This is a genomic window from Cytobacillus sp. Bac17, assembly GCF_024519925.1.
Lineage (GTDB): Bacteria > Bacillota > Bacilli > Bacillales > Cytobacillaceae > Cytobacillus > Cytobacillus pseudoceanisediminis.
On sequence record NZ_JALJRC010000001.1, the window covers coordinates 617,679 to 641,202 of the forward strand.

22 protein-coding genes are annotated in these 23,524 nt (G+C 40.7%); 1 reads left to right on the forward strand and 21 read right to left on the reverse strand.

All coding sequences use genetic code 11. The features are described 5' to 3' along the window. Positions 1-38 precede the first annotated feature (38 nt). From murG to NR125_RS03125, 17 genes are all read right to left on the reverse strand, one after another. Positions 39-1,142 carry an undecaprenyldiphospho-muramoylpentapeptide beta-N-acetylglucosaminyltransferase gene (gene murG / locus NR125_RS03045; protein ID WP_009330878.1) on the reverse strand — a complete coding sequence of 368 codons (1,104 nt, stop codon included), beginning with the start codon at positions 1,140-1,142 and terminating at the stop codon, positions 39-41. A gap of 302 nt (positions 1,143-1,444) precedes the next feature. Then, on the reverse strand, positions 1,445-2,545 hold the full coding sequence (gene spoVE / locus NR125_RS03050; protein WP_009330880.1) for a stage V sporulation protein E: 1,101 nt from the start codon (positions 2,543-2,545) through the stop codon (positions 1,445-1,447). 170 nt (positions 2,546-2,715) lie between these two features. After that, on the reverse strand, positions 2,716-4,068 hold the full coding sequence (gene murD / locus NR125_RS03055) for a UDP-N-acetylmuramoyl-L-alanine--D-glutamate ligase (protein WP_009330883.1): 1,353 nt from the start codon (positions 4,066-4,068) through the stop codon (positions 2,716-2,718). Beyond that, on the reverse strand, positions 4,069-5,043 hold the full coding sequence (gene mraY, locus NR125_RS03060) for a phospho-N-acetylmuramoyl-pentapeptide-transferase (RefSeq protein WP_009330885.1): 975 nt from the start codon (positions 5,041-5,043) through the stop codon (positions 4,069-4,071). It abuts the gene before it with no gap. A 2-nt stretch (positions 5,044-5,045) separates the two neighbouring features. Next, a complete protein-coding gene (locus tag NR125_RS03065) occupies positions 5,046-5,495 on the reverse strand; it encodes a hypothetical protein (protein ID WP_009330887.1) in 450 nt (149 codons plus the stop codon). A gap of 1 nt (position 5,496) precedes the next feature. Continuing rightward, on the reverse strand, positions 5,497-6,957 hold the full coding sequence (locus tag NR125_RS03070; RefSeq protein WP_019381710.1) for a UDP-N-acetylmuramoyl-L-alanyl-D-glutamate--2,6-diaminopimelate ligase: 1,461 nt from the start codon (positions 6,955-6,957) through the stop codon (positions 5,497-5,499). Positions 6,958-7,193: 236 nt separating this feature from the next. After that, entirely contained in the window at positions 7,194-9,110 is a 1,917-nt protein-coding gene (locus NR125_RS03075; RefSeq protein ID WP_009330892.1) for a stage V sporulation protein D, read from the reverse strand. A 97-nt stretch (positions 9,111-9,207) separates the two neighbouring features. Continuing rightward, positions 9,208-11,430 (reverse strand): penicillin-binding protein, encoded by a 2,223-nt coding sequence (locus NR125_RS03080; RefSeq protein WP_256814710.1) that lies wholly within the window; start codon positions 11,428-11,430, stop codon positions 9,208-9,210. Further along, positions 11,430-11,792, reverse strand: a complete 363-nt coding sequence (ftsL, locus tag NR125_RS03085) for a cell division protein FtsL (RefSeq protein ID WP_009330899.1) — start codon at positions 11,790-11,792, stop codon at positions 11,430-11,432. The genes NR125_RS03080 and ftsL overlap by 1 nt, the downstream gene beginning before the upstream one ends. 54 nt (positions 11,793-11,846) lie before the next feature. After that, complete coding sequence (gene rsmH, locus NR125_RS03090; protein WP_009330901.1) at positions 11,847-12,779, reverse strand: 16S rRNA (cytosine(1402)-N(4))-methyltransferase RsmH; 933 nt, start codon at positions 12,777-12,779, stop codon at positions 11,847-11,849. A 111-nt stretch (positions 12,780-12,890) separates the two neighbouring features. Next, positions 12,891-13,322, reverse strand: a complete 432-nt coding sequence (gene mraZ, locus NR125_RS03095) for a division/cell wall cluster transcriptional repressor MraZ (RefSeq protein ID WP_009330903.1) — start codon at positions 13,320-13,322, stop codon at positions 12,891-12,893. A 277-nt stretch (positions 13,323-13,599) separates the two neighbouring features. Then, positions 13,600-15,234 (reverse strand): bacillithiol biosynthesis cysteine-adding enzyme BshC, encoded by a 1,635-nt coding sequence (bshC, locus tag NR125_RS03100; RefSeq protein WP_009330906.1) that lies wholly within the window; start codon positions 15,232-15,234, stop codon positions 13,600-13,602. Between the two features lie 144 nt (positions 15,235-15,378). Beyond that, positions 15,379-15,765 (reverse strand): DUF3397 domain-containing protein, encoded by a 387-nt coding sequence (locus NR125_RS03105; RefSeq protein ID WP_009330907.1) that lies wholly within the window; start codon positions 15,763-15,765, stop codon positions 15,379-15,381. Between the two features lie 24 nt (positions 15,766-15,789). Continuing rightward, the gene (locus tag NR125_RS03110) at positions 15,790-16,674 is read right to left on the reverse strand and encodes a 2-dehydropantoate 2-reductase (RefSeq protein WP_009330908.1); all 885 of its coding nucleotides are present in this window, start codon (positions 16,672-16,674) and stop codon (positions 15,790-15,792) included. 187 nt (positions 16,675-16,861) lie between these two features. Continuing rightward, positions 16,862-18,403: an acyl-CoA carboxylase subunit beta gene (locus NR125_RS03115; protein WP_009330909.1), complete on the reverse strand. Its 1,542-nt coding sequence runs from the start codon at positions 18,401-18,403 to the stop codon at positions 16,862-16,864. 106 nt (positions 18,404-18,509) lie between these two features. Next, complete coding sequence (locus NR125_RS03120) at positions 18,510-18,722, reverse strand: acetyl-CoA carboxylase biotin carboxyl carrier protein subunit (protein WP_009330910.1); 213 nt, start codon at positions 18,720-18,722, stop codon at positions 18,510-18,512. Positions 18,723-18,737: 15 nt separating this feature from the next. Beyond that, positions 18,738-20,081 carry an acetyl-CoA carboxylase biotin carboxylase subunit gene (locus NR125_RS03125; RefSeq protein ID WP_009330911.1) on the reverse strand — a complete coding sequence of 448 codons (1,344 nt, stop codon included), beginning with the start codon at positions 20,079-20,081 and terminating at the stop codon, positions 18,738-18,740. A gap of 263 nt (positions 20,082-20,344) precedes the next feature. Between NR125_RS03125 and NR125_RS03130 the strand changes: the two genes are divergently transcribed. Further along, positions 20,345-20,818, forward strand: a complete 474-nt coding sequence (locus tag NR125_RS03130) for an N-acetyltransferase (protein WP_009330912.1) — start codon at positions 20,345-20,347, stop codon at positions 20,816-20,818. Positions 20,819-20,895: 77 nt separating this feature from the next. On the opposite strand, the gene NR125_RS03135 is transcribed toward NR125_RS03130, so the two are convergent. The 4 genes from NR125_RS03135 to NR125_RS03150 all read right to left on the reverse strand — a co-directional run bounded on the left by NR125_RS03135 (position 20,896) and on the right by NR125_RS03150 (position 23,379). Beyond that, positions 20,896-21,528, reverse strand: coding sequence for an RsfA family transcriptional regulator (locus NR125_RS03135; RefSeq protein WP_009330913.1), 633 nt, complete (start codon positions 21,526-21,528; stop codon positions 20,896-20,898). 134 nt (positions 21,529-21,662) lie between these two features. Then, on the reverse strand, positions 21,663-22,421 hold the full coding sequence (locus tag NR125_RS03140; RefSeq protein ID WP_071160271.1) for an enoyl-CoA hydratase/isomerase family protein: 759 nt from the start codon (positions 22,419-22,421) through the stop codon (positions 21,663-21,665). Positions 22,422-22,562: 141 nt separating this feature from the next. Next, positions 22,563-22,736 (reverse strand): 50S ribosomal protein L32, encoded by a 174-nt coding sequence (gene rpmF / locus NR125_RS03145; RefSeq protein ID WP_009791160.1) that lies wholly within the window; start codon positions 22,734-22,736, stop codon positions 22,563-22,565. A gap of 118 nt (positions 22,737-22,854) precedes the next feature. Further along, entirely contained in the window at positions 22,855-23,379 is a 525-nt protein-coding gene (locus NR125_RS03150) for a YceD family protein (protein ID WP_009330916.1), read from the reverse strand. Between the last annotated feature and the right edge of the window lie 145 nt (positions 23,380-23,524).

Sequence of the window (23,524 nt, forward strand, 5' to 3'; positions counted from 1 at the left end):
CTAAATTTATTTATTCTATGCAAATTTACTATTTGGGGCTACTTCACCTTATTGGAAACCAATTCGGCCATTAATGTGTATAGCCTATTTGAAGCATCACGGATTCCAAGTTTTTTTGAAGCTTCCTTCATGTTACTCATCTTATCTTTATCGAGAATGATTCGGTCGATGCTGTCAATAAGCTTTTTCCCTGTTAACTCTTTTTCAAGCAATAGTTCTGCAGCACCATGGTCGCTTAGCGCCCTTGCATTTTTCTCCTGGTGGTTATTTGTTACATATGGGCTTGGGATTAAAATGCTCGGAATTCCTAAAGAGGTAATCTCTGCCAAAGTTGTGGCTCCAGCACGTGACACGACCAGGTCTGCTCCGGCCAGCACTTCTGGCATATTGTGAATAAATGGTTTAATCATTACATTTTCAGGGCTTCCGACCAGTTCTATTTCTTTTTGTACATCCTCATAATGGACGTCCCCTGTGATATATAAAACCTGATATGGCTTTTCACCCAGCTCAGCCAGAGTTTTTAGAACTGCATCATTAATTGGCCTTGCCCCTCTGCTGCCTCCAAAGATTAACACAGCAGGGACACCCGTTTTTAATCCTGCTGATAGTCTCCCCCTGATCCCATCCTGTCCCAGCACCTCTGAAGCACGAGGATTTCCTGTCATGACTGTTTTAGTATCCGGAAAAAAAGCCTTTGCTTCTTCAAAGCAGACTGCGATTTTATCAACATATCTGCTTAAAAACTTATTGGTTAATCCCGGGACGCTGTTTTGCTCATGGATTATGGTTGGGATGCCAAGCTTTGATGCAGCATATACAACAGGACCACAAACATAACCGCCGGTGCCGATCACGACATCCGCATTAAATTCCTTAAGCATCTTTTTACTTTCACGAACGCCTTTCAGGAACCTTAAAACAGTTTTAACATTTTCCAAAGAAAGTTTTCTTTTAAAACCCGTTATATGTATTGATTTAAAAGGGATATTTTCACGATTGACAATCGTATTTTCAAGCCCTTTTTCAGTTCCAATATATAAAAATTCGGCATCTTTATGTTCTTTCTTTATTTGTCTTATAAGCGCAAGTGCCGGATATATATGTCCGCCAGTTCCTCCGCCGCTAACAGCAATTTTCATTCTTTCACCTCAAAAAAGAGTCTAATTATCAAAGAAATCAAAGCTTTATTTTATGAACAAATATAAAGCTTACAGATTTAGTGAAGGTCATCCAGCGTTCGAGCGGAAAACACTCCCCCTCTTTTCCCTATTCTACTATATTCAAAACAAATAGATAGGAACGTACATCATAATGTTAAAGAAATGTAATAATGTGCAAAATTGCAAAGAAGTTTGATAATTCTTCTATGCTGGATAAATTATTTCTTCCAAAAAAGAAACCCTGCTTCACAGGGTTTCCGAAATGCATGTTATAAAATGCGCTAGTACCTTGCATATCTGCTTATATTAAGCAGAACCCCTATAGCCATGAGCATCAGTGTCAAAGACGATCCCCCGTAGCTCAGAAACGGAAGTGTGATGCCAGTAACAGGCATCAGTCCTGTTACTACACCAATATTTATCATTACCTGAATAGCGACCATTGCTATGATCCCAACAGCCAAGAAACTCCCATATAAATCAGGGGCGCCCAGTGCTATGCGGATGCCGCGCCATAAAAGAAGTGCAAATAATAAAATGACAAAGGATCCGCCTATAAATCCCAGTTCCTCAGCTAAAATAGCAAAGATAAAATCTGTCTGCGGCTCAGGAAGATAAAAAAACTTCTGTCTGCTCTGTCCAAGGCCAAGGCCAAACAATCCTCCAGGCCCTATTGCATATAAGGATTGGATAATCTGAAATCCGCTGCCCAGAGGATCTTCCCATGGGTCTAAAAATGAAGTAATCCGCTTTATCCTGTATGGGGCTGACAGAACAAGTGCGACAAATCCGGCTAAACCTGCAACGCCAAACCAGACAAAGTGGCTGATCCTCGCTCCCGCGATAAAAATCATGACGACGCAAGTACCCACCATTACAGTTCCAGTGCCTAAATCAGGCTGCAGCATTATTAATCCAAATGCTAAAAATACAAGCCCTAAAGATGGAACAAGACCTTTTCTGAAAGAGGTGATCAGCTTTTGTTTTTCGGAGAGGAATTTTGCCATAAACACAATCATGGCAAGCTTCATAAACTCGGAAGGCTGAACAGAAAATGCTCCTACACCAATCCAGCTCCGCGAGCCATTTCGCACATTGCCGATTCCCGGAATGAGCACCAGGAGCAAAAGTACAAAACAGACAATGATTAAAACCTTTGCCCATGTTCTCCAGGTCCAATAATCCACATTCATGATAAAAAACATCGCAATAATTCCAACTCCGGCAAAAAGCATTTGCCTTTTCGCAAAAAAGAAAGAATCATCAAATTTATAATCTGCCCAAATTGCACTTGCACTATATACCATAGTCAATCCTACAGCAAGCAGCATAAAAGTGACGATCATTAATATAACATCGGGAGTGGTTTTTTTGGTCGGCAACGAAAACACCTCGAATGCAAGTTTTAGGGCTATCAAGGAACTTTTTTCCTGCCGCAAATAAACTTACCTGTTTTCCGGAAGTCTTATTGCGTTCCTTATTAAAGCTCTAAATGTCACGCGAAGCAGATGTATGCCTTTGCTGAAGTTCCCATAGTCCCGCAGACAAGCCCTTAATTAAGCTTATGCACCGCATCTATAAACATGTCTCCCCGAACCTCAAAAGTTTTATATTGGTCCCAGCTTGCACAAGCAGGAGAAAGCAGAATCACATCTCCTGGCTCTGAAAGCTTAAAGGCGGCAGGTACGGCTTTTTCAACATTATCGACACGCTCAATTGTTTTTATTCCCGCTTCCATCGCTGCATTTTCAATCTTTTCAGCTGTTTGTCCAAAGGTTACAAGAGCTTTTACCTTTTTGAGAGATGGGATGAGTTCATCAAAGCCATTTCCGCGGTCAAGACCGCCTGCAAGAAGAATGACAGGCTGATCAAATGCTGACACTGCATTCTTCGTTGCTAAAATGTTCGTTGCTTTAGAATCATTATAAAATTTCCTGCTCTGGTATTCGCCTACATACTGCAGGCGGTGTTTGACTCCGGTAAACGAACTTAGAACTTGGCTAATGGCTTCATTCCCGACACCGGTCAGCTTGGCAGCAGCCACTGAGGACAGGATATTCTCAAGATTGTGCTCTCCCGGCAATGAAACATCTTTTCTTTTCATCACTTGTTCATCATTAAAATAAATCCAGCCATCTTTGACATATGCCCCTTCAGACAGGACTCTGGAAGTTGAAAAAGGTATTATTTTCGCCTCTGACCGTGCAGCGGCTTCCATTACTTTATCTTGATCGGCATTGACTATGAAATAATCCTTTTCAGTCTGATTCATCGTAATATTGGCTTTGGCTGCATGATACTCTTCTCTAGTACCATGATAATCCAAATGGGCATCATATAAATTTGTTAAAATGGCGATTCTCGGCCTGAAATCCTGAATACCCATCAGCTGAAACGATGAAAGCTCAATCACGATATTATTTTCTTCTGCAGCATTCTGGGCAACCTCGGAAGCTACTGTTCCAATATTTCCTGCTATCAGCGGCATTTTGCTTCCTGCCTGAAGCATTTCAAACACAAGAGTAGTTGTGGTGGTTTTTCCATTGGTACCTGTAATCGCAATAAAAGGAGCTTCAGAGACCTGAAAGGCAAGCTCCACCTCTGTAATGACCGGTATGCCCTTTTCAAGAGCTCCTTTTATCATTGGATTATGGTAAGGAATACCCGGATTTTTTACAATCAGCTCGAACCCCTCTTCCAGAAGTTCAATTGGATGGCCCCCGCATATAACCGTAATCCCTTGTTCAAGCAGTCCTTGAGCTTCAGGATTTTCCGCAAGAGGCTTAAAATCGTTAACAGTTACAAATGCTCCAAGCTTATGTAAAAGGGAAGCTGCACTCACTCCGCTTTTGGCCAGACCCAGTACTAATATTTTTTTATGTCGATAGCGATTGACTTCTTTCACTTACACCCACACCTCAATATAGATTCCTAAGATTGCAAATAATAGGCCTACGGTCCAGAATGTAACGACAACACGCCATTCTGACCAGCCCACCAATTCATAATGATGATGGAGCGGGCTCATACGGAAGATCCGCTTCCCGGTGGTCTTAAAAGATGCCACCTGTAAAATAACAGATAATGTTTCAATAACAAAAACACCGCCGATAATAATCAGGATGATTTCAAGTTTTGTCAAGATGGCTATGGTCGCAATAGCCCCTCCCAAAGCCAGTGATCCTGTATCTCCCATAAACACCTTTGCAGGGTGGGCATTAAAGACAAGGAAACCCAATACCGCTCCCACTACAGCTACAGAAAAAATGGAAACTTCAAATTGGGATTGATTCCATGCCAGTACTGCAAATGCTCCAAAAGCGATTGCAGCAGTTCCTGAAACAAGACCATCAAGTCCATCTGTCAGATTGACAGCATTCGAGAATCCGACCAGCCAGAAAATAATAAATAAAACATACCACCAGCCCAAATCAATCGAAATGTCTGTCAGCGGAATATGCACTTCTGTTGAAAAATCATTTTGCTTGAAAACAAAATAAAAAATAACAGAAATAATGATTTGGCCCAGCAGCTTTTGCTTTGAAGTCAGACCTAAGTTGCGCTTTAATACTACTTTAATAAAGTCATCAAGAAAACCGAGGAGTCCAAAGCCCAGGGTAACCAGCAGCAGCAAATAAGTTTCTACAGTAGGCCCTGAAAATTTCCCGGTCATAAGCAAAGTGGTCACCGTAACAGAAAGAAGAATCATGATTCCGCCCATTGTCGGGGTACCTGTCTTTTTCTGATGGGATTTAGGGCCTTCTTCACGGATGCTCTGCCCGAATTTCAGTCTTCTCAGGAAGGGAATAAAAATGGGAGACAGCAAAACAGTTATTAAAAAGCCTGCCAATATTGTGAAAAAAATAACTTGCTCCATCATACTTATCCCCTCCTTTCCCGCTTGGCATTTCCTGCAGCTTCCGCTAATCTTTCAGCCATCACAGCAATATCATATGTTGCTTCGTTTTCTTTAAGACTTTTTTCACCTGAAATAAGGAAATTAGTTGTGTTCATCTTTTCTTCTGATTTGTTTAATTTTTCTATATATAATTTCATGATGTCCTTTAAGCCTTTCGTTAAGTCGTTAGTATAAAAAATAGGGAAATGATTAGGGGTATATGCCGGCGTCTCTGCATTCTCATGCCAGAGAGCAGCAACAGCCCCATTTTCTATAGCTTCTTTCAGATTTCCGGCCTCTCCAAAAGGAATATAAATTCCTTTTGGCTGCAGAGCGGAAGAGGAGGAAGCGACCGTATGAAATTCAAGCTCATTATCCTTTATCCCTTTTACGGACGGAAACAATACCGCTAAATCCCGATACATCAAATACATTTTATCGCTCCTCTATAGCCTCTTTTGCGACAAGACGGTCATCAAAGTCGAAAACCTGGTTCCCTACCTGCTGATATGTCTCATGGCCCTTGCCAGCTATTAAAATAACGTCTCCTTTACTGGCATTTTTCACGGCATAGTGAATGGCCTCTTTTCGATCGGCGATTGTTTTATAACTTTCACCTTTTACTCCCTCTTCCATATCCCTAAGGATTTGGATTGGGTCTTCACTTCGGGGATTATCAGAAGTAAAGATTGGGTCTGTACTGTACTGGCATGCAATTTCAGCCATTAGCGGCCGCTTGGATCTGTCCCTGTCTCCTCCGCATCCCACGATGGTAAAAATGCGTTTCAGGGCAAATTGCTTTACCGTTTCCAAAGCATTTTTCAGGCTGTCAGGAGTATGTGAATAATCAACAATCACAGAAAAATCCTGACCTGCATCTACGGTTTCAAATCTGCCTGCTACGCCTTTAACTTCTTCAGCAGATTTGATGATTTGCGAGATTGATATCCCTGAAGCGATCCCTGCACCTATGCTGGCAAGGACATTATAGATGCTGAATTTGCCTATCATTTTCAGAGAAACTTTATGCTTTCCAAATGGAGAGATTAAGTCAAATTCTGTCCCGCCAGAAGTCATCTGAATATTAATTGCCCGAAGGTCAGCTTCCTGATCAATTCCATAGGAAATGACATGAGCTGCCGTCGATTTTTCATATTCTGCAGAAGCAGGGTCATCTGAGTTTAAAATGGCATATTTCGGCTCTTCATGATTATAGGAGCTTCCGAGCTGGGCAAAAAGCAGCCCTTTTGCTCTCCTGTATTCATCCATTGTTTTGTGATAATCCAGATGATCCTGAGTCAGGTTTGTAAATACGGCTATATTAAAATCACACCCATGAATGCGTCCTTCATCAAGTGCATGTGAAGACACTTCCATTACGGCTGAATCTACACCTGCATCTGCCATTTTTCTAAATGTGCTTTGCAGAGTCAAACTTTCAGGAGTGGTATTTTTCACTTCAAAGGTTTCATCGGCAATCTTCGTATACATCGTGCCAATTAAGCCGGTTTTTCTTCCTGCATCAGCAAGGATCTTCTCTATTAAATGGCTTGTTGTTGTTTTGCCATTGGTTCCTGTTATGCCAATTAAATGAAGCTGCTTGCTCGGCTGTCCATAAAAAGCATCAGCCAGCACAGCCATGGCCCGTTTTGTATTCTTTACCACTATAACCGGGATATCCAAATCCAATTCTCTTTGGGCAATGACTGCTGCTGCACCTTTTTTGGCAGCAGAAGCCGCAAAATCGTGGCCATCCACCGTATAGCCCTCAATACAAACAAACAGACTTCCAGGTGTAACTTTCCGGTTATCGTTAACAATCGCTGTAATTTCCGGGTTTTCCCCTTTAAAAGTCATATATGGCTGCAAAAATCGCAGCAATTTATGTAATTCCATGTCTACCAATCCTCTCGTGTTAAACAGAACAATCTAATCCTTTTTTACTGCCTCTTGTCATATTCATTTCTAAGTTCTCAAACTAACATTCTATATGATGGCGATATATATTGTACATGATAATTGCTTTTTTAGCTATTTAATATATAGAACCCAAACCCTGAAAGTATGTTGCAGTTTCCTTACAAACAAAAAAATTCAGGCGGCGCAGGATAATGCCGCCCTCAGTCCTATTCTTATTTGTCGTCAAAATACAGCCGGATCGTTGAACCTTCCTTTAACTTGATGCCAGGCTGAGGCGTTTGCTTGACCACTGTATTTCCTGTGCCGCTCGCATCAATTTTCAGGTTAAGGTAGAGCTCACCCAGATCCTTCTTTGTCAGGCCGACCATATCAGGAACTTCAATCATTGGTGAATCCATCCATGTCAGTTCTTTTTCAATTTGATTTTTCCGCGGCTTTACACCCATCGCCCGCAAGCTGTCCCCCATGATTTCTCCGACAATTGGAGCAGCAACTACCCCGCCAAATTGAATAGTTCCTTTTGGATTATCCACAGCCACATAAACAACAAGCTGCGGATCATCTGCAGGTGCGAATCCTATAAATGATACAATATGGTTATTTTCCAGGTAACGGCCGTTTTGCGCTTTTTGTGCAGTTCCAGTTTTACCGCCTACACGGTACCCGTCTACAAAGGCCTTTTTCCCCGACCCTTTTGCCACAACTGATTCAAGCGCTTTTCGGATTTCATCTGATGTTTCCTTTGATATTACTTTTCTCTTTGCATCAGGTGATTTTTTCATTAATATTTCCCCGGTAGCCGGATTAATAAGCTCTTTGGCTATATAAGGGGTATATAATGTTCCCCCATTAACGGCAGCCGAAATGGCTGCTACCTGCTGAATCGGAGTCACAGAAACTCCCTGTCCAAAAGCAGTAGTTGCCTGCTCAACTGGGCCAACCCGGTCGAGATTAAATAGAATCCCTTTCCCTTCGCCCTGCAGGTCGATACCGGTCTTTTCTCCGAATCCAAAGTCGCGGATGTATTTAAACAGTTTATCTTTGCCTAATCGCTCACCGAGCTCTACAAAACCAGGGTTACAGGAATTCTGAACTACTTCCAAATAAGTCTGGCTGCCATGGCCGCCCTTTTTCCAGCATCTTAGTCTTGCACCGCCAACTTCAACAGATCCCGGATCATGAAAATGATCCTTTTCCAAGTCTACCTTGCCCTCTTCTAACGCAGCTGCCAGAGTGATGATTTTGAATGTAGAACCAGGCTCGTATGTACTCCAGATTGGCAGGTTGCGGTTGTAAATTTCCGGGGGTACATTCCTAAAATTCGCAGGGTCAAAATCAGGCCTGCTGGCCATGGCAAGAACTTCCCCGTTATTTGGATTCATGGCAATTGCTATTATTCCATCAGGGTTGTATTCAGCCTGAGCAATATCAAGCTCCCTTTCTACGATTGTCTGAATCTTGGAATCGATAGTGAGCTTTAAATCCATACCATCAACCGGCGGCTTGTAGTCATCCGCCATATCGTTCATCCGTTCTCCCTTTGCATTCGCATAAAACTTAACAGATCCTTTTTTTCCTTTTAGTTCTTCATCATAATATAATTCCAGCCCCATAAGACCCTGATTATCAATTCCCGAAAACCCCAAAACATGTGAGAGATAATTCCCGAAAGGGTAATGGCGTTTTGAATCTTCACCAATGTATATGCCTTCAATTTCCAGTGCACGGATTTCTTTCGCTTTTTCATGGGAAATTTTTCGGCCTTCAGGGATTTTCACACTTGATTCTCTTTTGGTGATCAGCTGGTAAGCTTTTTCTTTTGACATATTCAGCACCGCAGCCAATTTCTCTGCAGCATCAGCAGGATCTTTTATTTGCCTGGGTACAACATAGACAGTTGGAGCACTGACATTCGTAGCCAGTGGAATACCGTTGCGGTCGACGATTTCTCCTCTTTCCGGTTCGAAAGGGATGTCTCTGCTCCATAGTTCCTTTGCACCATCTGTAAGCAAATTCCCCAGAAAGAATTGAACATATCCAAGACGCAAATCAATAATAAAAAAAACGAGAATACCAACAAACAACGCTACAGTCAGCCGTTTTCGAACGGTTACATTTGAAACACGCATGTACGGACGAACCTCCTTAGATTATGGCTCGTTCCAATATATGCTTGTACATAAATGAATAGAACGCACTGCCGCTCATCCGGCAGTACGTTCTAATTTAATCCAGCACTGCTTCCTCTTCTTCCCGCTGCTCTTCTGATTGTGCATTTTCCTCATTATATTTCTCTGCAGGCGGCTCAAGTTCGACGATTAAATAGTCACCTTCCCTGAGTGCAGAACCAGCCTTCAGATTTTGCTTCACCACATATCCGCTTCCTACAGTATTCAGCTTTAAGTCAGCAAGCTTTGCCACCTTCATAACGTCCCTCAGCGACCATCCATTCATATCGGGCACTGTTAAATCGCCTTCAGTCTTTAAGATTACTCGTTCTCCTTCCAGCAAATTGTACATATTTCCAGGGACCTGTCTTTCAACCTTGCTTCCCTTTCCCAGTACAATAGCTTCAAAACCGGACTTTTTCAATTCTGCTTTTGCTTCCTCAACTGTTTTCCCTTCCACTTCAGGTGCCTGTTCAGAGTTCGCCTTCAGTTCCTTTGCCGGCTCGATATTTAAATATTGAAGACTGCTTTTCATAACCGGTGTAAAAATCTTGGAAACCGGCTCTGCACCGTTTGTACTCATGTCAATATCCGGCTGCTGGACAGCTACATAGATGATCAGTTCAGGATCATCTTTTGGCGCCATGCCTAAAAAGGAGAAGATAAAATTTTCATGCCCAGTTAAATATCCTCCGCCATTTGGGTCAGGGATTTGGGCAGTCCCCGTTTTTCCGGCAACCTTGTAGCCCTCAATATTATACCTTTTGTAACCCGTTCCGTTTTCAGAAGACACAACCGTTTCCAGGATATCCCTTGTTTTCTTGGCCGTTTCTGCTGAAACTGGATTCCCCTTCACTTCCGGCTTTGTTTTTTTTAATACTTCATTTTTATCACCATCAACAATACTGCTGATCACATGAGGCTTCATCATTTTGCCGTCATTTGCAATGGCAGTAGCTGCCTGTACCTGCTGAATCGGCGTAATGGCAGAACCTTGCCCGAATCCGGTAGTTACCTTATCAAGCGGCCACTCGTAAGCTATTTTTCCGCCTGTTTCATTCGGCAGGTCAATTCCAGTTGGATTTTCAAATCCAAACTTTGTTATATATTCCCTGTATTTTTCATAACCAAGCTTCTCTTTAACTATTTTCGCGAAAGCCACGTTCGACGAACGCTGAACGCCTTCAAGGTAAGTAATGGACCCCCAGCCCCGTCCCTGGTTATGGTCGCGTATAGCCGGTGAATTTTCTGTTACTTTATAACTTCCTGATTTATACCATTCATTCGGATCAAATTCTCCCTCCTCAATGGCTGCAGCCAAAGTAAAGATCTTCATAGTTGAGCCGGGCTCAAATGAGTTTTCGATCACTTCATTATGCCACGTCTCTTCAATGCCTTCCTTTGTTTTCGGGTGGAAGGATGGCCTCTGTCCCATTGCCAAAATCTCACCCGTTTTGGCATCCGCGACAACAGCAACCATCTTTTTCGGCTTATACTCTTCGTCTACTTTATTCATGGAATCTTCGAGGAAAGTCTGGATTTTCTTATCGATTGTCAAATACACATCTTTGCCATTTTGAGCCGGCTGGATTTTTTGATCTCCATTTGGAAGGAGATAGCCCCATATATCGCTTTCATAGCTGAACTTTCCATCTTTTCCTGTAAGCACATCATTCAAACTCTGTTCAAGACCCAGCATCCCTACTGTATCGGTCTTATTCGTCTTCGATTTTTTCTTTTCAACATATCCGACTAAATGCGAGGCGAAGACGCCATTTGGGTAGAACCGTTTGGAATCAGTTATGAATGTAATTCCCGGTAAATTCATATCTTCAATTTCTCTTTTTGTCTTTAACGGAAGATCGCGCCCTTCTTTACCAAATTCAACCTGGAATGGCGGGTCCCCTTTTTCTGTTTTCTTCGTTAAGATTCTATATATCTCCGACTCTTCCAGATCGATTGCTTTCGAAAGCGCCGCTGCTGTTTTTTCAGGGTCTTTCACATAATCCGGCTTCATACTTTTGTCAAGGATTGCTACAAGCTTGTAGGAAATAGTATCCTCGGCAATGACTTCACCATTGCGGTCATAGATAGTACCCCTTTTGGCTTGAATTGTCTTTTCACGTTCATATTTTTGCTGAGCTTTTGCCGCAAGTGCATGTCCCGCTGCTTCCCCTGTAACCTGAATGGAAACAAAGCGGAAAATTAATACAAAAAAGAGCAGGCTGAATATTAAAAATAATATCGCTGCTCCAAAATTGATATTTGGCTGTTTCTTCATTAATCTTCCACTACCTTGACATTATTTCCGCTGAATTTAAGTCCCATTTCCTCAGCTTTTTCTTTAATGCGCTCGTATGTACTTAATTCGCCCACTTGCATTTTGAGATCTGTATTCACTTTATTCTGCGTTTGGATTGCTTCTTCTGTTTGCTGAATTTCTTTATTCACTTCGTATATGGCTGCCTGGTTTGAAACCATTTGTACAGCACCAAAACAAACAATGCCAGTGAAAGCAAGTCCCAGTATTTTTTCCCCGGGGGAAAGCCATGACTTTTTTGATAATTTCTTGGGAGCCTGGACGGGCTGGGTTTGGATATCAAATTGTTTTTCTTCTTGAATTTTTCGGGCTAAATTGCTCATAATTCCCCTCCTGTAAATTTTTTATTTATTCTCTACATGAGTATTCGTAATCCCTTAAAGCTTCTCTGCTATTCTCAGTTTAGCGGACCTTGCCCGATTATTGTGTTCCAGCTCTTCTTCTGAAGGCAGAATCGGCTTTCTGTTAATGAGCTTTAAGATTGGTTTATATTCATCTGGAATAATCGGGAGGCCGGGAGGAAGATTTGGTGTTTCACTGGCTTTTTTAAATGCCGCTTTACAAATCCGATCCTCCAGTGAATGAAACGTGATCACGCTGATTCTTCCATTGGGATTTAATATGTCAATAGCCTGGTGAAGAGAATCCTCAAATACACCAAGTTCATCATTAACAGCTATTCTAATGGCCTGAAATACACGCTTGGCGGGATGCCCGCCTTTTCGTCTGGCAGGAGCAGGTATTGCCTCTTTAATCAGCTCAACCAGCTGGCCTGTTGTTTCTATCGGGGAAACTTCCCTGGCCGCTTCAATCTTCCTCGCAATTTGCTTCGAGAATTTCTCTTCTCCGTATCTGAAGAAGATTTTCACAAGTTCACCATATTCCCATCTGTTTACTACGTCATAAGCGGAAATGTCAGCGCCTGTATCCATTCTCATATCAAGCGGGGCATCATTATGATAGCTGAAACCTCTTTCAGGTGTATCCAATTGAGGTGATGAAACGCCAAGGTCATATAAAACACCATCTACTTTTGACACACCCAGGTTTGCAAGCTCTTCCTGAAGATACTTGAAATTACTTTTGATGATCGTAATTCTGTCACCATATTCAGCCAGTTTTTCTTTTGCGTGAGCAATCGCTGTGTCATCCTGGTCAAATGCATACAGCTTTCCCTTTTCAGACAGCTGGGAAAGAATTAATTCGCTGTGGCCTGCACCGCCCAGCGTACAATCCACATACACTCCATCAGGATGGATATTTAAGCCTTCTACTGTTTCTTTTAATAGTACTGTTGTATGTTCAAACATTGTTGTATGAATCCACCTTTCCAATCCGAGAAGCACGAGATGCATTAATGGCACCTGGAGCTAAACAAATATCTTTGTATCATGGGAAATTATATTACTAAAACATTCCCATTATATATCAAACCCAATCATGTTTTCCGCAATATCAGCAAAAGATTCCTCTGATTCTGCAAAATAATCTTCCCAAAGATTTTTGCTCCATATCTCGATCCGATTGGAAACGCCCAGCACTACACATTCTTTTTCCAATTTTGCATATTGCAGAAGAGGGGAAGCAATATTTATTCTTCCTTGTTTATCAATTTCACATTCAGTGGCACCTGAAAAGAAAAAACGGGTAAATGCACGGGCATCTTTTTTGGTAAGCGGAAGGCCCTTTAATTTTTCTTCAAGCTGCCTCCACTCATCCATGGGGTAGCCAAACAAACATTGATCAAGTCCGCGTGTCAAAACAAATGTTTCACCCAAGTTATCACGAAATTTGGATGGCACGATGAGACGGCCTTTATTATCAACGTTGTGATGGAACTCACCCATGAACATACCCACTGCACCCACTTTCTAACTCAAATGTACCACAATCCCCCACTTTCCTCCACATGTTTTTAATTATTCTACCACTTCATATAAAATCCTGCTTCCCATAAGGTATTCCCCCATTTTCCGTTCGTCTTTTTATTACATTTTCTTTAAATTCTTTACTATGCTTTTCACAGATTTTCACGCTGGGGAATAGTCAGGATATAAAGGGATTTCATCTTTTTTCATCAAAAAAAAGACCTCATCCGTATGGAAAAGGTCCGAAGAATAATGGCGAATATTAAATTTTTATGACTTTGTGTGTCCCATCGAAATGAAAGGAGTACTCAATCAATTCTTCAAGGAAATTCATCCCATATTTATTAAGGTAATAGAGAACATTCCAAACTCTCTCCTGAGGAACTCCACCCGGCCTCAGTGAGTTTTCAGCTTTTTCATATTTCATAATGATTACTTCATGTTTTTGCTGGATGGACTTCTGGATTTTATTCTCCATGAAATCTATCTGCCTTATTAAAAGATCTTCATTTTTCTTTAACATAGGAAGAAGGGCGTGAACCTCTTTCATTGTAAGTTCTTCGATTAGCTCATAGTTTTGTTTTACTTGAGCTTTTGTTTTTTGGAATTGGGCTTCTATGCTTTCATTTTTAATACTCCTCAGATACTCATCTTTCTCTGCTTTCGTGCCTGATACAAGCACGCCCTGCAAATCAAGTCCTAATTCTCTCAAATCACTTTCCACAGAACGTTCTAAGATAGTGATATTTAAACGGGGCATAATCGGAGGCATTTTCATTCCAAACCATTCAAATGCCATTTTTAGTTCAGCCCAATAGGCAATTTCGCCAGGACCGGCTATAAAGGAAAGAACCGGAAACAGGCATTCCTGTGTGATAGGCCTTGTCACCACATTATTGCTTAGTCGTTCGGGATGATTTTCTGAAATCTCCAGGAGCTCATTCATTGAGAACTCGTGAGTTTGTTCCCTACCGGTAAATACCTTTTTTTCCTGATTGAACTCCAAAAGTATTCTTTCTTTATGCTTTTCATCATAATAAAATAGGTTTGCAGCATTTTCACTTAAGTCAATAGCATTTGGAAACCCGGCATTCTCCAAGTTTTGCTGCTGGCTTTTCACACGCTTTGTGATATCTTCAAAACCTTTGATCTGTTTGCCAAAAATGCTGCTTTCAAGTCTGCGAAGCTTTTGGTCACCTGAATCAACCAGAAGAAGCCCTGTTTCTTTAAATAAATGCATAATAATGCCGGCAAAGAACTCCACATAGGTTTGTGAATGCATAATAATTCCTTCTAAACTCAAAAGAAGGTCTTTTGTATGTTCCGTCTCTCCGAAAGTCTCAATGATGTCTTCCACCCATGCCCTGCATTTTTCACGGTTCAAAGGGATATTTGAAACCATCTTCTTCTCTAAAACTTTTTCAGGATAAGTCATTTTTTCCATTTTATTATTCTTCTCGATGAAAATATGATTTACTTCCTGATAGTCATGATCCTCCCCCGCAATCCAGAATACCGGAACAACAGGGATTCCCAGCTTACTTTCCTGCTGTTTTGCAAGATTTATGATTGAGATGATTTTATGTATAGTATATAGGGGTCCCGTCAAAATACCGGCCTGCTGCCCTCCGATAATCACTGCACTATTTTCTTGCTTCAGCTTATTTAGTGAGTCATGAACAGCCGGGGAAGCAGGGAATTGATCCATAAACTCTCCAATATATTCAGAAAGTTCATTTCTCATAAACGACCGGCCCTTCAGTTCAGCTAACCGTGCTTTATAATCAGAGTCGGAATTATAACGATAGTGAAAAAACTGCATAATTTCTTCTGTTTGTGCAATATAATCTGTTGCAAACCGGTTTGTTGCCGGCAATGAGAGATTAAGAATCTCCATTAATGAACTTCCTTTCTCATAGCTGATCAATTTTAATTTTCATCTTATGAGTATAGCATTGTCTTAAATGAAAAGAAAAAAACTTTGCTTACCTAAATGCTTTAATTCTAGAGGTAAAATAATTATATTCCGGACCTGCTTTACTTATGGAATGAAGACAACAGAAGTTACCCTTTGAACAAGCCCAATTAACATTAGAACTATATAAGCGGTGAAATAAAGTAAAAAATTGAATCTCCAGAACCCTTTGAATAAGGCACGCAGATTGATTTCCTGCTTAATTCTCCAATGCATGATAATAAAAGTGACCGCTGTAATCAGCAGTGATAGGACTATCATCCATAGATAGGATTTATCCCAGATTACGACAATTAAATAGTGAACCGCCAGAATAAAAAATAATGTGCTGACATCCAGGGCAATATGTACAGATCTTTTGTGTTTTTTAGTGATTTGTTTGCTGATAATAAAAACAGCCAGATATCCGAGCAGCGGTATGGTCACCAATGTTGCAATTAGGCTTGAGAACACAGTATTCAACTCATTTCCCCCTTTTTACTCCCTGCCTTTGATCTGACAATAAAGGCTTTCAGAATATGGAGCAGACATCTTCTTCTTTTCAGCTTCCTCAAGGATATATCCTAAAATAGCATCTATCTCTGTTTCTCTGCCTTCTTCGATATCCTTAAGCATTGAAGATCTGTTCATCCCTGTTTCCTCACAGACACTTTTTACATGGGTTAATGCACCTGCTTTATCAGGAATGCCTAATATGCCACTTACCTCGTCAAACAACCTCAAAAATAACTGATAATAATATTTATTAGCTAAGAGTTCACCATTTCTCACACGGAGAACTGCTGTAAGCGGATTTATTACACAGTTTACGATTAATTTTTCAATTAGCATTTCTATGTGATTCTCGGCAAATTTAAAAGGAAAATAACAAGATGCTGAATCGGATATTTTCGATAAAAGTTCCACATCTCCCTTTAAAGCAGCCACTTTGGTTACCCCAATTCCAGTATGCAGCACTGTGTCAGGCTCTGACTTTAAAGCACCATGCTCTACACTGCCCACATAAATATTTTCCGCTTCAAGCATTTCAGCCCATTTCAAATGCCCCATGCCATTTTGCAAAAACAAATATGATCCACACTTGCCAGTATTCATTTCCATTAAGTCCTTTACAACTTCAGGAATGCTGTATTGCTTAACAGCAATGATTGTTAAATCCTCTTCTCCCTTCCATTCTTTGAAATGGAATGCCTTTAAGGGGGCATTGCTGCGAATGCCTTTTCTCTCAGTTGTAAGTCCTTTTTTGCGCAGCTTTTGCAATTGAGTACTGTTTCTAATATAAACACGCACTTCATGATTTTCATTTAAATAATGGGCAAACAGAAGGCCAATGGCGCCTCCACCGATAATAGCTATTTTCATAACAGACTCCACCATTTTTACTTTTTAAGCATATTTTAACAAAATAAGATAAATTCATGGGTAAAATGGAATGTTTTAATTACTAATTCCAATATTTATTTTCTTTATTCCATTTTTCATCAGCTAAATCCTTTAAAAAAATCCCTTTTTCGAAGATCGAAAAAGGGATTTTTAAAAGGATAAAGTATTAAACTGGATAAACCGGATGTTTGCGGATGCTGAATGTCAATTCTTTAGTCTCATACAGGTTAAAACGGTTAATTAAAACATTTCTTAATTCTGAAGGTGCAACAATATCGTCAACAATTAATTCAGAGGCAAGTTTGTAGATATCAATTGTTTCTTTATATTCCTGCTGTTTTTCCTGAACATATTTAATCTTTTCTTTCGGATCTTCAATCGCATTGATTTTATTGGAATAAACCGCATTTACTGCTGCTTCAGGACCCATAACTGCGATTTGTGCTGTAGGCAGGGCAATACAGCAATCAGGTTCAAACGCTGGTCCAGCCATTGCATACAACCCGGCTCCATATGCTTTTCTGACGACAACTGAAATTTTCGGCACTGTTGCAGAACTCATCGCAGCAATAAGCTTTGCACCATGCCGGATAATCCCTGCTCTCTCCACCTTAGTCCCAATCATAAATCCAGGGACATCTGCAAGGAATAATAGCGGAATATGGAAAGCATCACAAAGCTGAATAAATTTCGCTGCTTTATCAGCAGAATCCACAAATAATACCCCGCCTTTAACCTTTGGCTGGTTGGCAATAATCCCTACAGGATTCCCCCCAATCCGTGCAAGTCCCGTAATGAGTTCCCCTGCAAAAAGTTTCTTAATTTCAAAAAAGCTGCCTTCATCAATTAAGGAATCAATACACTCATACATATCAAATGGGGCATTTTGATTTTTAGGGATAATTTCTTCGAGGCTGCGGCCGGATTTGGGCATTACCGCCTCGAGCTTCACTGATTTTTCTTTAAAACTTGCAGGAAAGTAAGCCAAATATCTTCTTGCTGAATCAATGGCCTCTTCCTCACTATATGCAAGCAAATCGCCACAGCCGCTGACAGAACAATGCATGCGGGCACCGCCCATTTCTTCAAGGGTAACCTTCTCCCCAATAACCTTTTCTGCCATTCTTGGTGAACCCAGATACATAGATGCATTTTGATCTACCATAATAACAATATCACAAAACGCAGGTATATAAGCTCCGCCAGCAGCAGAAGGTCCAAAAAGCAGACATATCTGAGGTACCATGCCTGAAAGTTTTACCTGGTTATAAAAAATTCTCCCTGCTCCTCGTCTATTCGGAAACATATCAAGCTGATCGGTAATACGGGCACCGGCAGAGTCAACCAGGTAAAGGATCGGAACTTTTAATTTCTCAGCCGTTTCCTGTATACGGATAATCTTTTCAACCGTCCTCGCACCCCAGGAACCGGCTTTTACTGTGGAATCATTAGCCATTACACAAACGGTCTGGCCATTTACCCTGCCAACTGCTGTTACAACCCCGTCTGCCGGAAGATCACTTTCCTGACAGTTCGCAAACTTGCCATCTTCCTCATAGAATCCGTCATCAAACAGGAGTTCAAGCCGTCTTCTGACAAAGAGCTTATTTTGGGCTTCATTCTTTTCATGATATTTTGGATGTCCGCCAGCTTCTATTACCCTGCTTCTTTCCTGCAGCGTCTCTGTTAATGTCTTTGCAGTGGTCATTCCCATCCTCCTAAAATATAAATTTTCCATTCTTCGTTATACTTGCTTATTGCTGCACGGTACTCAGCATCAGCCACCTGTACTGGATATCCGTGTCTCAGCCTTCTTATTCGAATACGATTAACACATCGCCTTCGTTAACAAAATCTCCTATGCTTACCTTCACTTCAGCTACTTTTCCAGCAGCTTCGCTTTCAACTGGAATCTCCATTTTCATGGATTCAAGCATTAATACTTCCTGGCCTGCATTAACCTCCTGACCCGCTTCAACCAAAACATTTAATACAGTACCTGCCATTGATGATGTAATTTCTTTCATTGTATTTTCCTCCTTTTAGTTAACGGCAAAAGCCTTCTTTGCTAGAAATGATGTAGAATAATTCCCTTTACGGAAATCTTCGTCTTTTAATATTTCTTTAAATAACGGTGCATTTGTTTTAATGCCTTCAATTCCAAGTCCCTCAAAGAATTGTAAGGCATTTTCTATCGCTTCATCCCTTGATTGGCCATATATAATGCATTTTGCAATCATTGGATCATAAAATGGGCTGACTGCCGTATTTGAAGCATATCCATAATCAACGCGTATTCCTGGGGTATCTTTCCATTCAAATTTAGACAATTTGCCTGGAGAAGGCATAAAGCTTACAGGATCCTCAGCATACAGCCTAAATTCAATTGAATGGCCAGCCTGCTTGATGCTATTTTGCTGCAGCGGCAGCTTTTCTCCTCTTGCTGCAAGCAGCTGCCATTCTACAAGATCCAGCCCAGTTACTTGTTCAGTTACGGGATGTTCAACCTGAAGTCTTGTGTTCATTTCAAGAAAATAAAAGTTCTCCTGCTCATCCACAATAAATTCAATTGTTCCGGCATTTTTATAATTGACTGCTTTGGCAGCAGTCAAAGCCGTTTCATACATCTTCTGTTTTGTTTGCTCTGAAAGGAAAGGTGACGGTGATTCCTCTACTACTTTCTGATGTCTCCTCTGAATAGAGCAATCTCTTTCAAATAGATGTACGATATTCCCATGATGGTCACCAAACACTTGTATTTCGACATGTCTGGCATTTTCTATATATTTTTCAATAAATACTTCATCAGATCCAAAATAGGCTTTTGCACGGGCTTTTGTGGAGTCGAAAGACTTAGCGAGCGCTTGCTCATTTTCACAGCGCACCATTCCAATACCTCCGCCTCCTCCACTGGCCTTCAGCATGACTGGATAGCCCATAGAATCCGCAAGCCTGCATGCTTCCTCAAGAGTGGATGTTCCCTCTCCGCTTCCTGGGACAACCGGCACTCCCGCTTCCTTCATAGTATTGCGGGATACAATTTTATCCCCCATCAATTCAATGGTTTCAGGATCTGGTCCAATAAAAGCAATACCCGCATTAATTACGGCTCTTGCAAAGACGGCGTTTTCTGATAAAAAACCATATCCCGGATGAATTCCATCTACATTTTCCCTCTTTGCAATTTCCAAAATGGCCTCTGTCTTTAAATAAGATTTATTAACAGGCGGTTCACCAATTCGGAAAGCATATGTAGCTTCTTTAACAAATGGCAGATCTTTGTCTGCATCAGAATATATGGCAACAGTCTCAATTTCCATTTCACGGCAGGTTTTAATTATCCTTAAAGCAATTTCTCCCCTGTTGGCAATCAGAATTTTTCGCACAATCGGTCCCCTTTCTCATTGTAGTAATCCTGCAATAATATATATTTCTACAATCTTCTGCCTATTTCCTTCTGTTTTTGTAAACGCTTTCTAATTTTTATAAAAAAACTAAAAATATATTAAGTTTTTCATATGTGCAGAATTTTTTGTTTACTTGTTATATAATAATAGACATAGAAAAAACCTTTCAACTATTAGGAAGGCATTATAAAGCGGTTACATCTGCAGAATTCCTATACATCGATGGCTAAGGGGGAGATTTTATGAACTATAAAGTTGAAAAATTAAAAGTAAATTATAAAACACTGGAAGAGTTTAAGAAATTCAAAGAGTATGGACTGCAGGAGCTATCCATGCTTGAAGACCTTGAAGCTAATATTATTGAAAATGACAGCGAGTCACCTTTCTACGGCATTTATTTCGGGGATAAACTTGTAGCACGTATGAGCCTTTACCAGATAGAAGCAAGATTCGATCGATATTTCGATCCCGCACAGGATTATCTGGAGTTATGGAAGCTTGAAGTCCTGCCTGACTATCAAAACAAAGGCTACGGCCAGAAACTTGTAGAATTTGCCAAAGGATTTGGACTTCCTATTAAAACAAATCCACGAGTAAAATCGAAAGTTTTCTGGGAGAAAATGGGATTCGAACCCGTCAATTATGATATGGAACGCGACCTGGGAGAGAATCCGCTGGCCTGGTTCCCGGCAGGAGTTAAAGAACAAACCCATTAAGATGCTGTCTACTACTACTAAGTCATTAAATAAGCGGACTATTGCAGTCCGCTTATTTCTATTTAATTACGCTACATCTATTTCTCCACCTTCTCAGGCTTTATATCGGGATTCACAGTAAAATTCAAGTTTTTGTGGCGGGTGCCGTCTTTGAGCCCGACAAGCTTTCTTGCACTTTCCATAATTTCTACCAGAGCTTTGTAATCCTGCTCCATTGTATTCAATTCTTTAATTAATTTTTCATTTTCCGCTGCCAGGTAGTACATTTGCTTCTCAAGCTCCTGAATGCGTTTTTTAGGATAAGGATCTTCTGAGACATCAGGCTTCTGAGCTTTTTCATATAACTCTTTCAGGAAAGAGGCTAATTCCTCAAACTCGATAGTCCTTTTAATTGACTGAACTGAGTTTTCATTTCTTTTTTCCGCATTTTCCTCTGGAACAGCTGGAAGCTCTTGTTCCACTTCCACAGCCTGCGGACTTTTCTTCATTTCTTTCCTCTGCTTTTTTGCCAGTTCAATTCCTGATTTATATTGTTTTCTTACAAAGGAATTCCAGCGAAATCCGCAGGCAGCCGCGGTTCTGCTTAACTGTTTGCCAACTTCTTCAAATGCCTGAAGCTGAGTTCCTCCTTCACGAATATGACGGAGTACGATTTCTGCAAGCAGTAAATCCTCATCTTGAGACCAAGCATCCTGACGGGTTGAAGACATCAGTGTATCCCTCCTAGTGTTTTTCTTTATACATATGCCAATGCTAGAAAAGATAGACTGATATCGTATTATAAAGTGTAACTTTATTCATCCCCAGGAAATTAATGGTTTTTTCTAATTTCGGAAGGATATGCTTAAGGCTTATTCAGGAAACTGTCAACTTTATTATGGTGCGCTTCTCCCTCCCATAAAACCGAACAGCGATGCACTTCTTGATCAATTCTCTCTTCTAAGCCAGCTGCAGCCCACTTTTTTACAAGAAGGTCTTTATAAGCTTCCAAAACCTCACTCTCAAGCTTAAGCATTCTTTCCAGAAAGCTCTTGCACCCGTCGATTGGATTCCCTTCAAAGACAGAATGTATGAAACCTAATTCTTTTAATTCTTCATCAGAATATAATTTTGCTTCCATCAGCATTCTCATGGCATTGGCAGGAAGCATCTTTTCCATAATGATGGAACCGCCGCCCCAGCCGGTTGTTATGGCTAAAGTTCCCTGGATAAAACCGGCTTTAATTCCTGCATTGGCAATCCGGTAATCACATGCAGCAGCAAGCTCACAGCCACCGCCGACAGCTGTTCCATTCAATATGGCAATAGTTGGTTTTGGCAAGAATAGTATATCTTTTAAAAGACCAGCCATTCTGCTTAGCATTCCAAAAGCTTCATCTTCTGTTTTTAAGCTGTGAAAGGAAGATAGATCACCTCCTGAGCAAAAAGCCTGGTCTCCCTCTCCTGTAATCGCAAGTGCCTTAACTGATTTCTTACCTGCTTTATGAAGTGCGATCTCCAGGCCATCCATAACTTCATAGCTTATGGCATTCCTTTTTTCAGGCCTGTTAATCTTAAATACTAAAAGTCCATTCTCGAATTCTTCAATTATGTAAGGGTTCATGGCTGCCTCCTTGTAATTGGTTAAACTATTTATAATATTAGCAAAAATATACATAGACAGTTACTTATTGATGAGGCAAAATCACTGCCTAAAAACGACAAAAGCACAAGAACTAAGTTCTTGTGCTTTATATCTAAAGGATTAGTCGTTTACTACTTCTTTTCCTTTGTAAGTTCCGCAAGCTTTGCAAACGCGGTGAGCAAGTTTCATTTCACCACAGTTTGGGCATTCTACCATACCAGGAACCTGTAATTTAAAATGGGTACGACGTTTTCTCTTCGCAGTTTTAGATGTTCTTCTAAAAGGTACAGCCATTCTTCCCACCTCCTTAAAGAGTATTAGAGGATGTCCATAGGAATTGGACACACCCATTAAGAAAGTTATGAAGGCCAGAGCAAGCTGGTGTCTTCAAGTGCTTCTTGTTTTTCTTCCGTTATGAATCGGAAGAAGGATCATTCTGATCAAAAAATTGAGCAAGTCCGGCAAGACGAGGATCTACTTTATCCTGTTTATCCTGCTCCTGAATGACCTCCCAATCCTTACCGGATTGAGGAGCTCCTTCTTCACTGCTGTCTTCGCAGAAAACTTGCATTGGGACTTCGAGTAAAAGGATCTCATGAAGGATCGGATTTAAATCAATCACATCCCCTTTTACCTGGTGAACCTCCTCTTCAGTCTCATAATCAAGACCTTTTAAAAGGAAAGTTTCAGTTGTTTCAACATTAATTGGATAATTTACGTCAACTAAAGTACGAGAACAAGGTAATATTAAATGACCCTTTATATTTAAATGAAAAGTCACTTTGGCAGAATCAATATCCGTACGGCCCGTCACATGCATTGGTGATGCACCGCGTATTTCCGGATTCAATTTCATGACCTCATCAACATTGACAGTTTCATCAATGGGAAAATCCTTGCTTCGATATTTTTGTAACTGACTTAAAGTCCATTTCATACGAATCACCCCAAGGCAACAAAGGTAATTATAGCCTTCCTATAATTATTTGTCAATATTTTTTCTTTACACTATAATGTAGCTAATATCCTACTATTGAAGGCTTCTTCAGTAAAAAAAATTTTGCAGGATTTAAAGATTTTGT

Excerpts from the sequence above, each read along its gene's own strand:
- murG (WP_009330878.1), bottom strand. The coding sequence starts at position 1,142 with ATGAAAATTGCTGTTAGCGGCGGAGGAACTGGCGGACATATATATCCG.
- mraY (WP_009330885.1), bottom strand. The coding sequence starts at position 5,043 with ATGATGGAGCAAGTTATTTTTTTCACAATATTGGCAGGCTTTTTAATA.
- NR125_RS03065 (WP_009330887.1), bottom strand. The coding sequence starts at position 5,495 with ATGTATTTGATGTATCGGGATTTAGCGGTATTGTTTCCGTCCGTAAAA.
- NR125_RS03070 (WP_019381710.1), bottom strand. The coding sequence starts at position 6,957 with ATGGAATTACATAAATTGCTGCGATTTTTGCAGCCATATATGACTTTT.
- NR125_RS03075 (WP_009330892.1), bottom strand. The coding sequence starts at position 9,110 with ATGCGTGTTTCAAATGTAACCGTTCGAAAACGGCTGACTGTAGCGTTG.
- NR125_RS03080 (WP_256814710.1), bottom strand. The coding sequence starts at position 11,430 with ATGAAGAAACAGCCAAATATCAATTTTGGAGCAGCGATATTATTTTTA.
- ftsL (WP_009330899.1), bottom strand. The coding sequence starts at position 11,792 with ATGAGCAATTTAGCCCGAAAAATTCAAGAAGAAAAACAATTTGATATC.
- rsmH (WP_009330901.1), bottom strand. The coding sequence starts at position 12,779 with ATGTTTGAACATACAACAGTACTATTAAAAGAAACAGTAGAAGGCTTA.
- mraZ (WP_009330903.1), bottom strand. The coding sequence starts at position 13,322 with ATGTTCATGGGTGAGTTCCATCACAACGTTGATAATAAAGGCCGTCTC.
- bshC (WP_009330906.1), bottom strand. The coding sequence starts at position 15,234 with ATGGAGATTCTTAATCTCTCATTGCCGGCAACAAACCGGTTTGCAACA.
- NR125_RS03110 (WP_009330908.1), bottom strand. The coding sequence starts at position 16,674 with ATGAAAATAGCTATTATCGGTGGAGGCGCCATTGGCCTTCTGTTTGCC.
- NR125_RS03115 (WP_009330909.1), bottom strand. The coding sequence starts at position 18,403 with ATGACCACTGCAAAGACATTAACAGAGACGCTGCAGGAAAGAAGCAGG.
- NR125_RS03120 (WP_009330910.1), bottom strand. The coding sequence starts at position 18,722 with ATGAAAGAAATTACATCATCAATGGCAGGTACTGTATTAAATGTTTTG.
- NR125_RS03130 (WP_009330912.1), top strand. The coding sequence starts at position 20,345 with ATGAACTATAAAGTTGAAAAATTAAAAGTAAATTATAAAACACTGGAA.
- NR125_RS03135 (WP_009330913.1), bottom strand. The coding sequence starts at position 21,528 with ATGTCTTCAACCCGTCAGGATGCTTGGTCTCAAGATGAGGATTTACTG.
- NR125_RS03140 (WP_071160271.1), bottom strand. The coding sequence starts at position 22,421 with ATGAACCCTTACATAATTGAAGAATTCGAGAATGGACTTTTAGTATTT.
- rpmF (WP_009791160.1), bottom strand. The coding sequence starts at position 22,736 with ATGGCTGTACCTTTTAGAAGAACATCTAAAACTGCGAAGAGAAAACGT.
- NR125_RS03150 (WP_009330916.1), bottom strand. The coding sequence starts at position 23,379 with ATGAAATGGACTTTAAGTCAGTTACAAAAATATCGAAGCAAGGATTTT.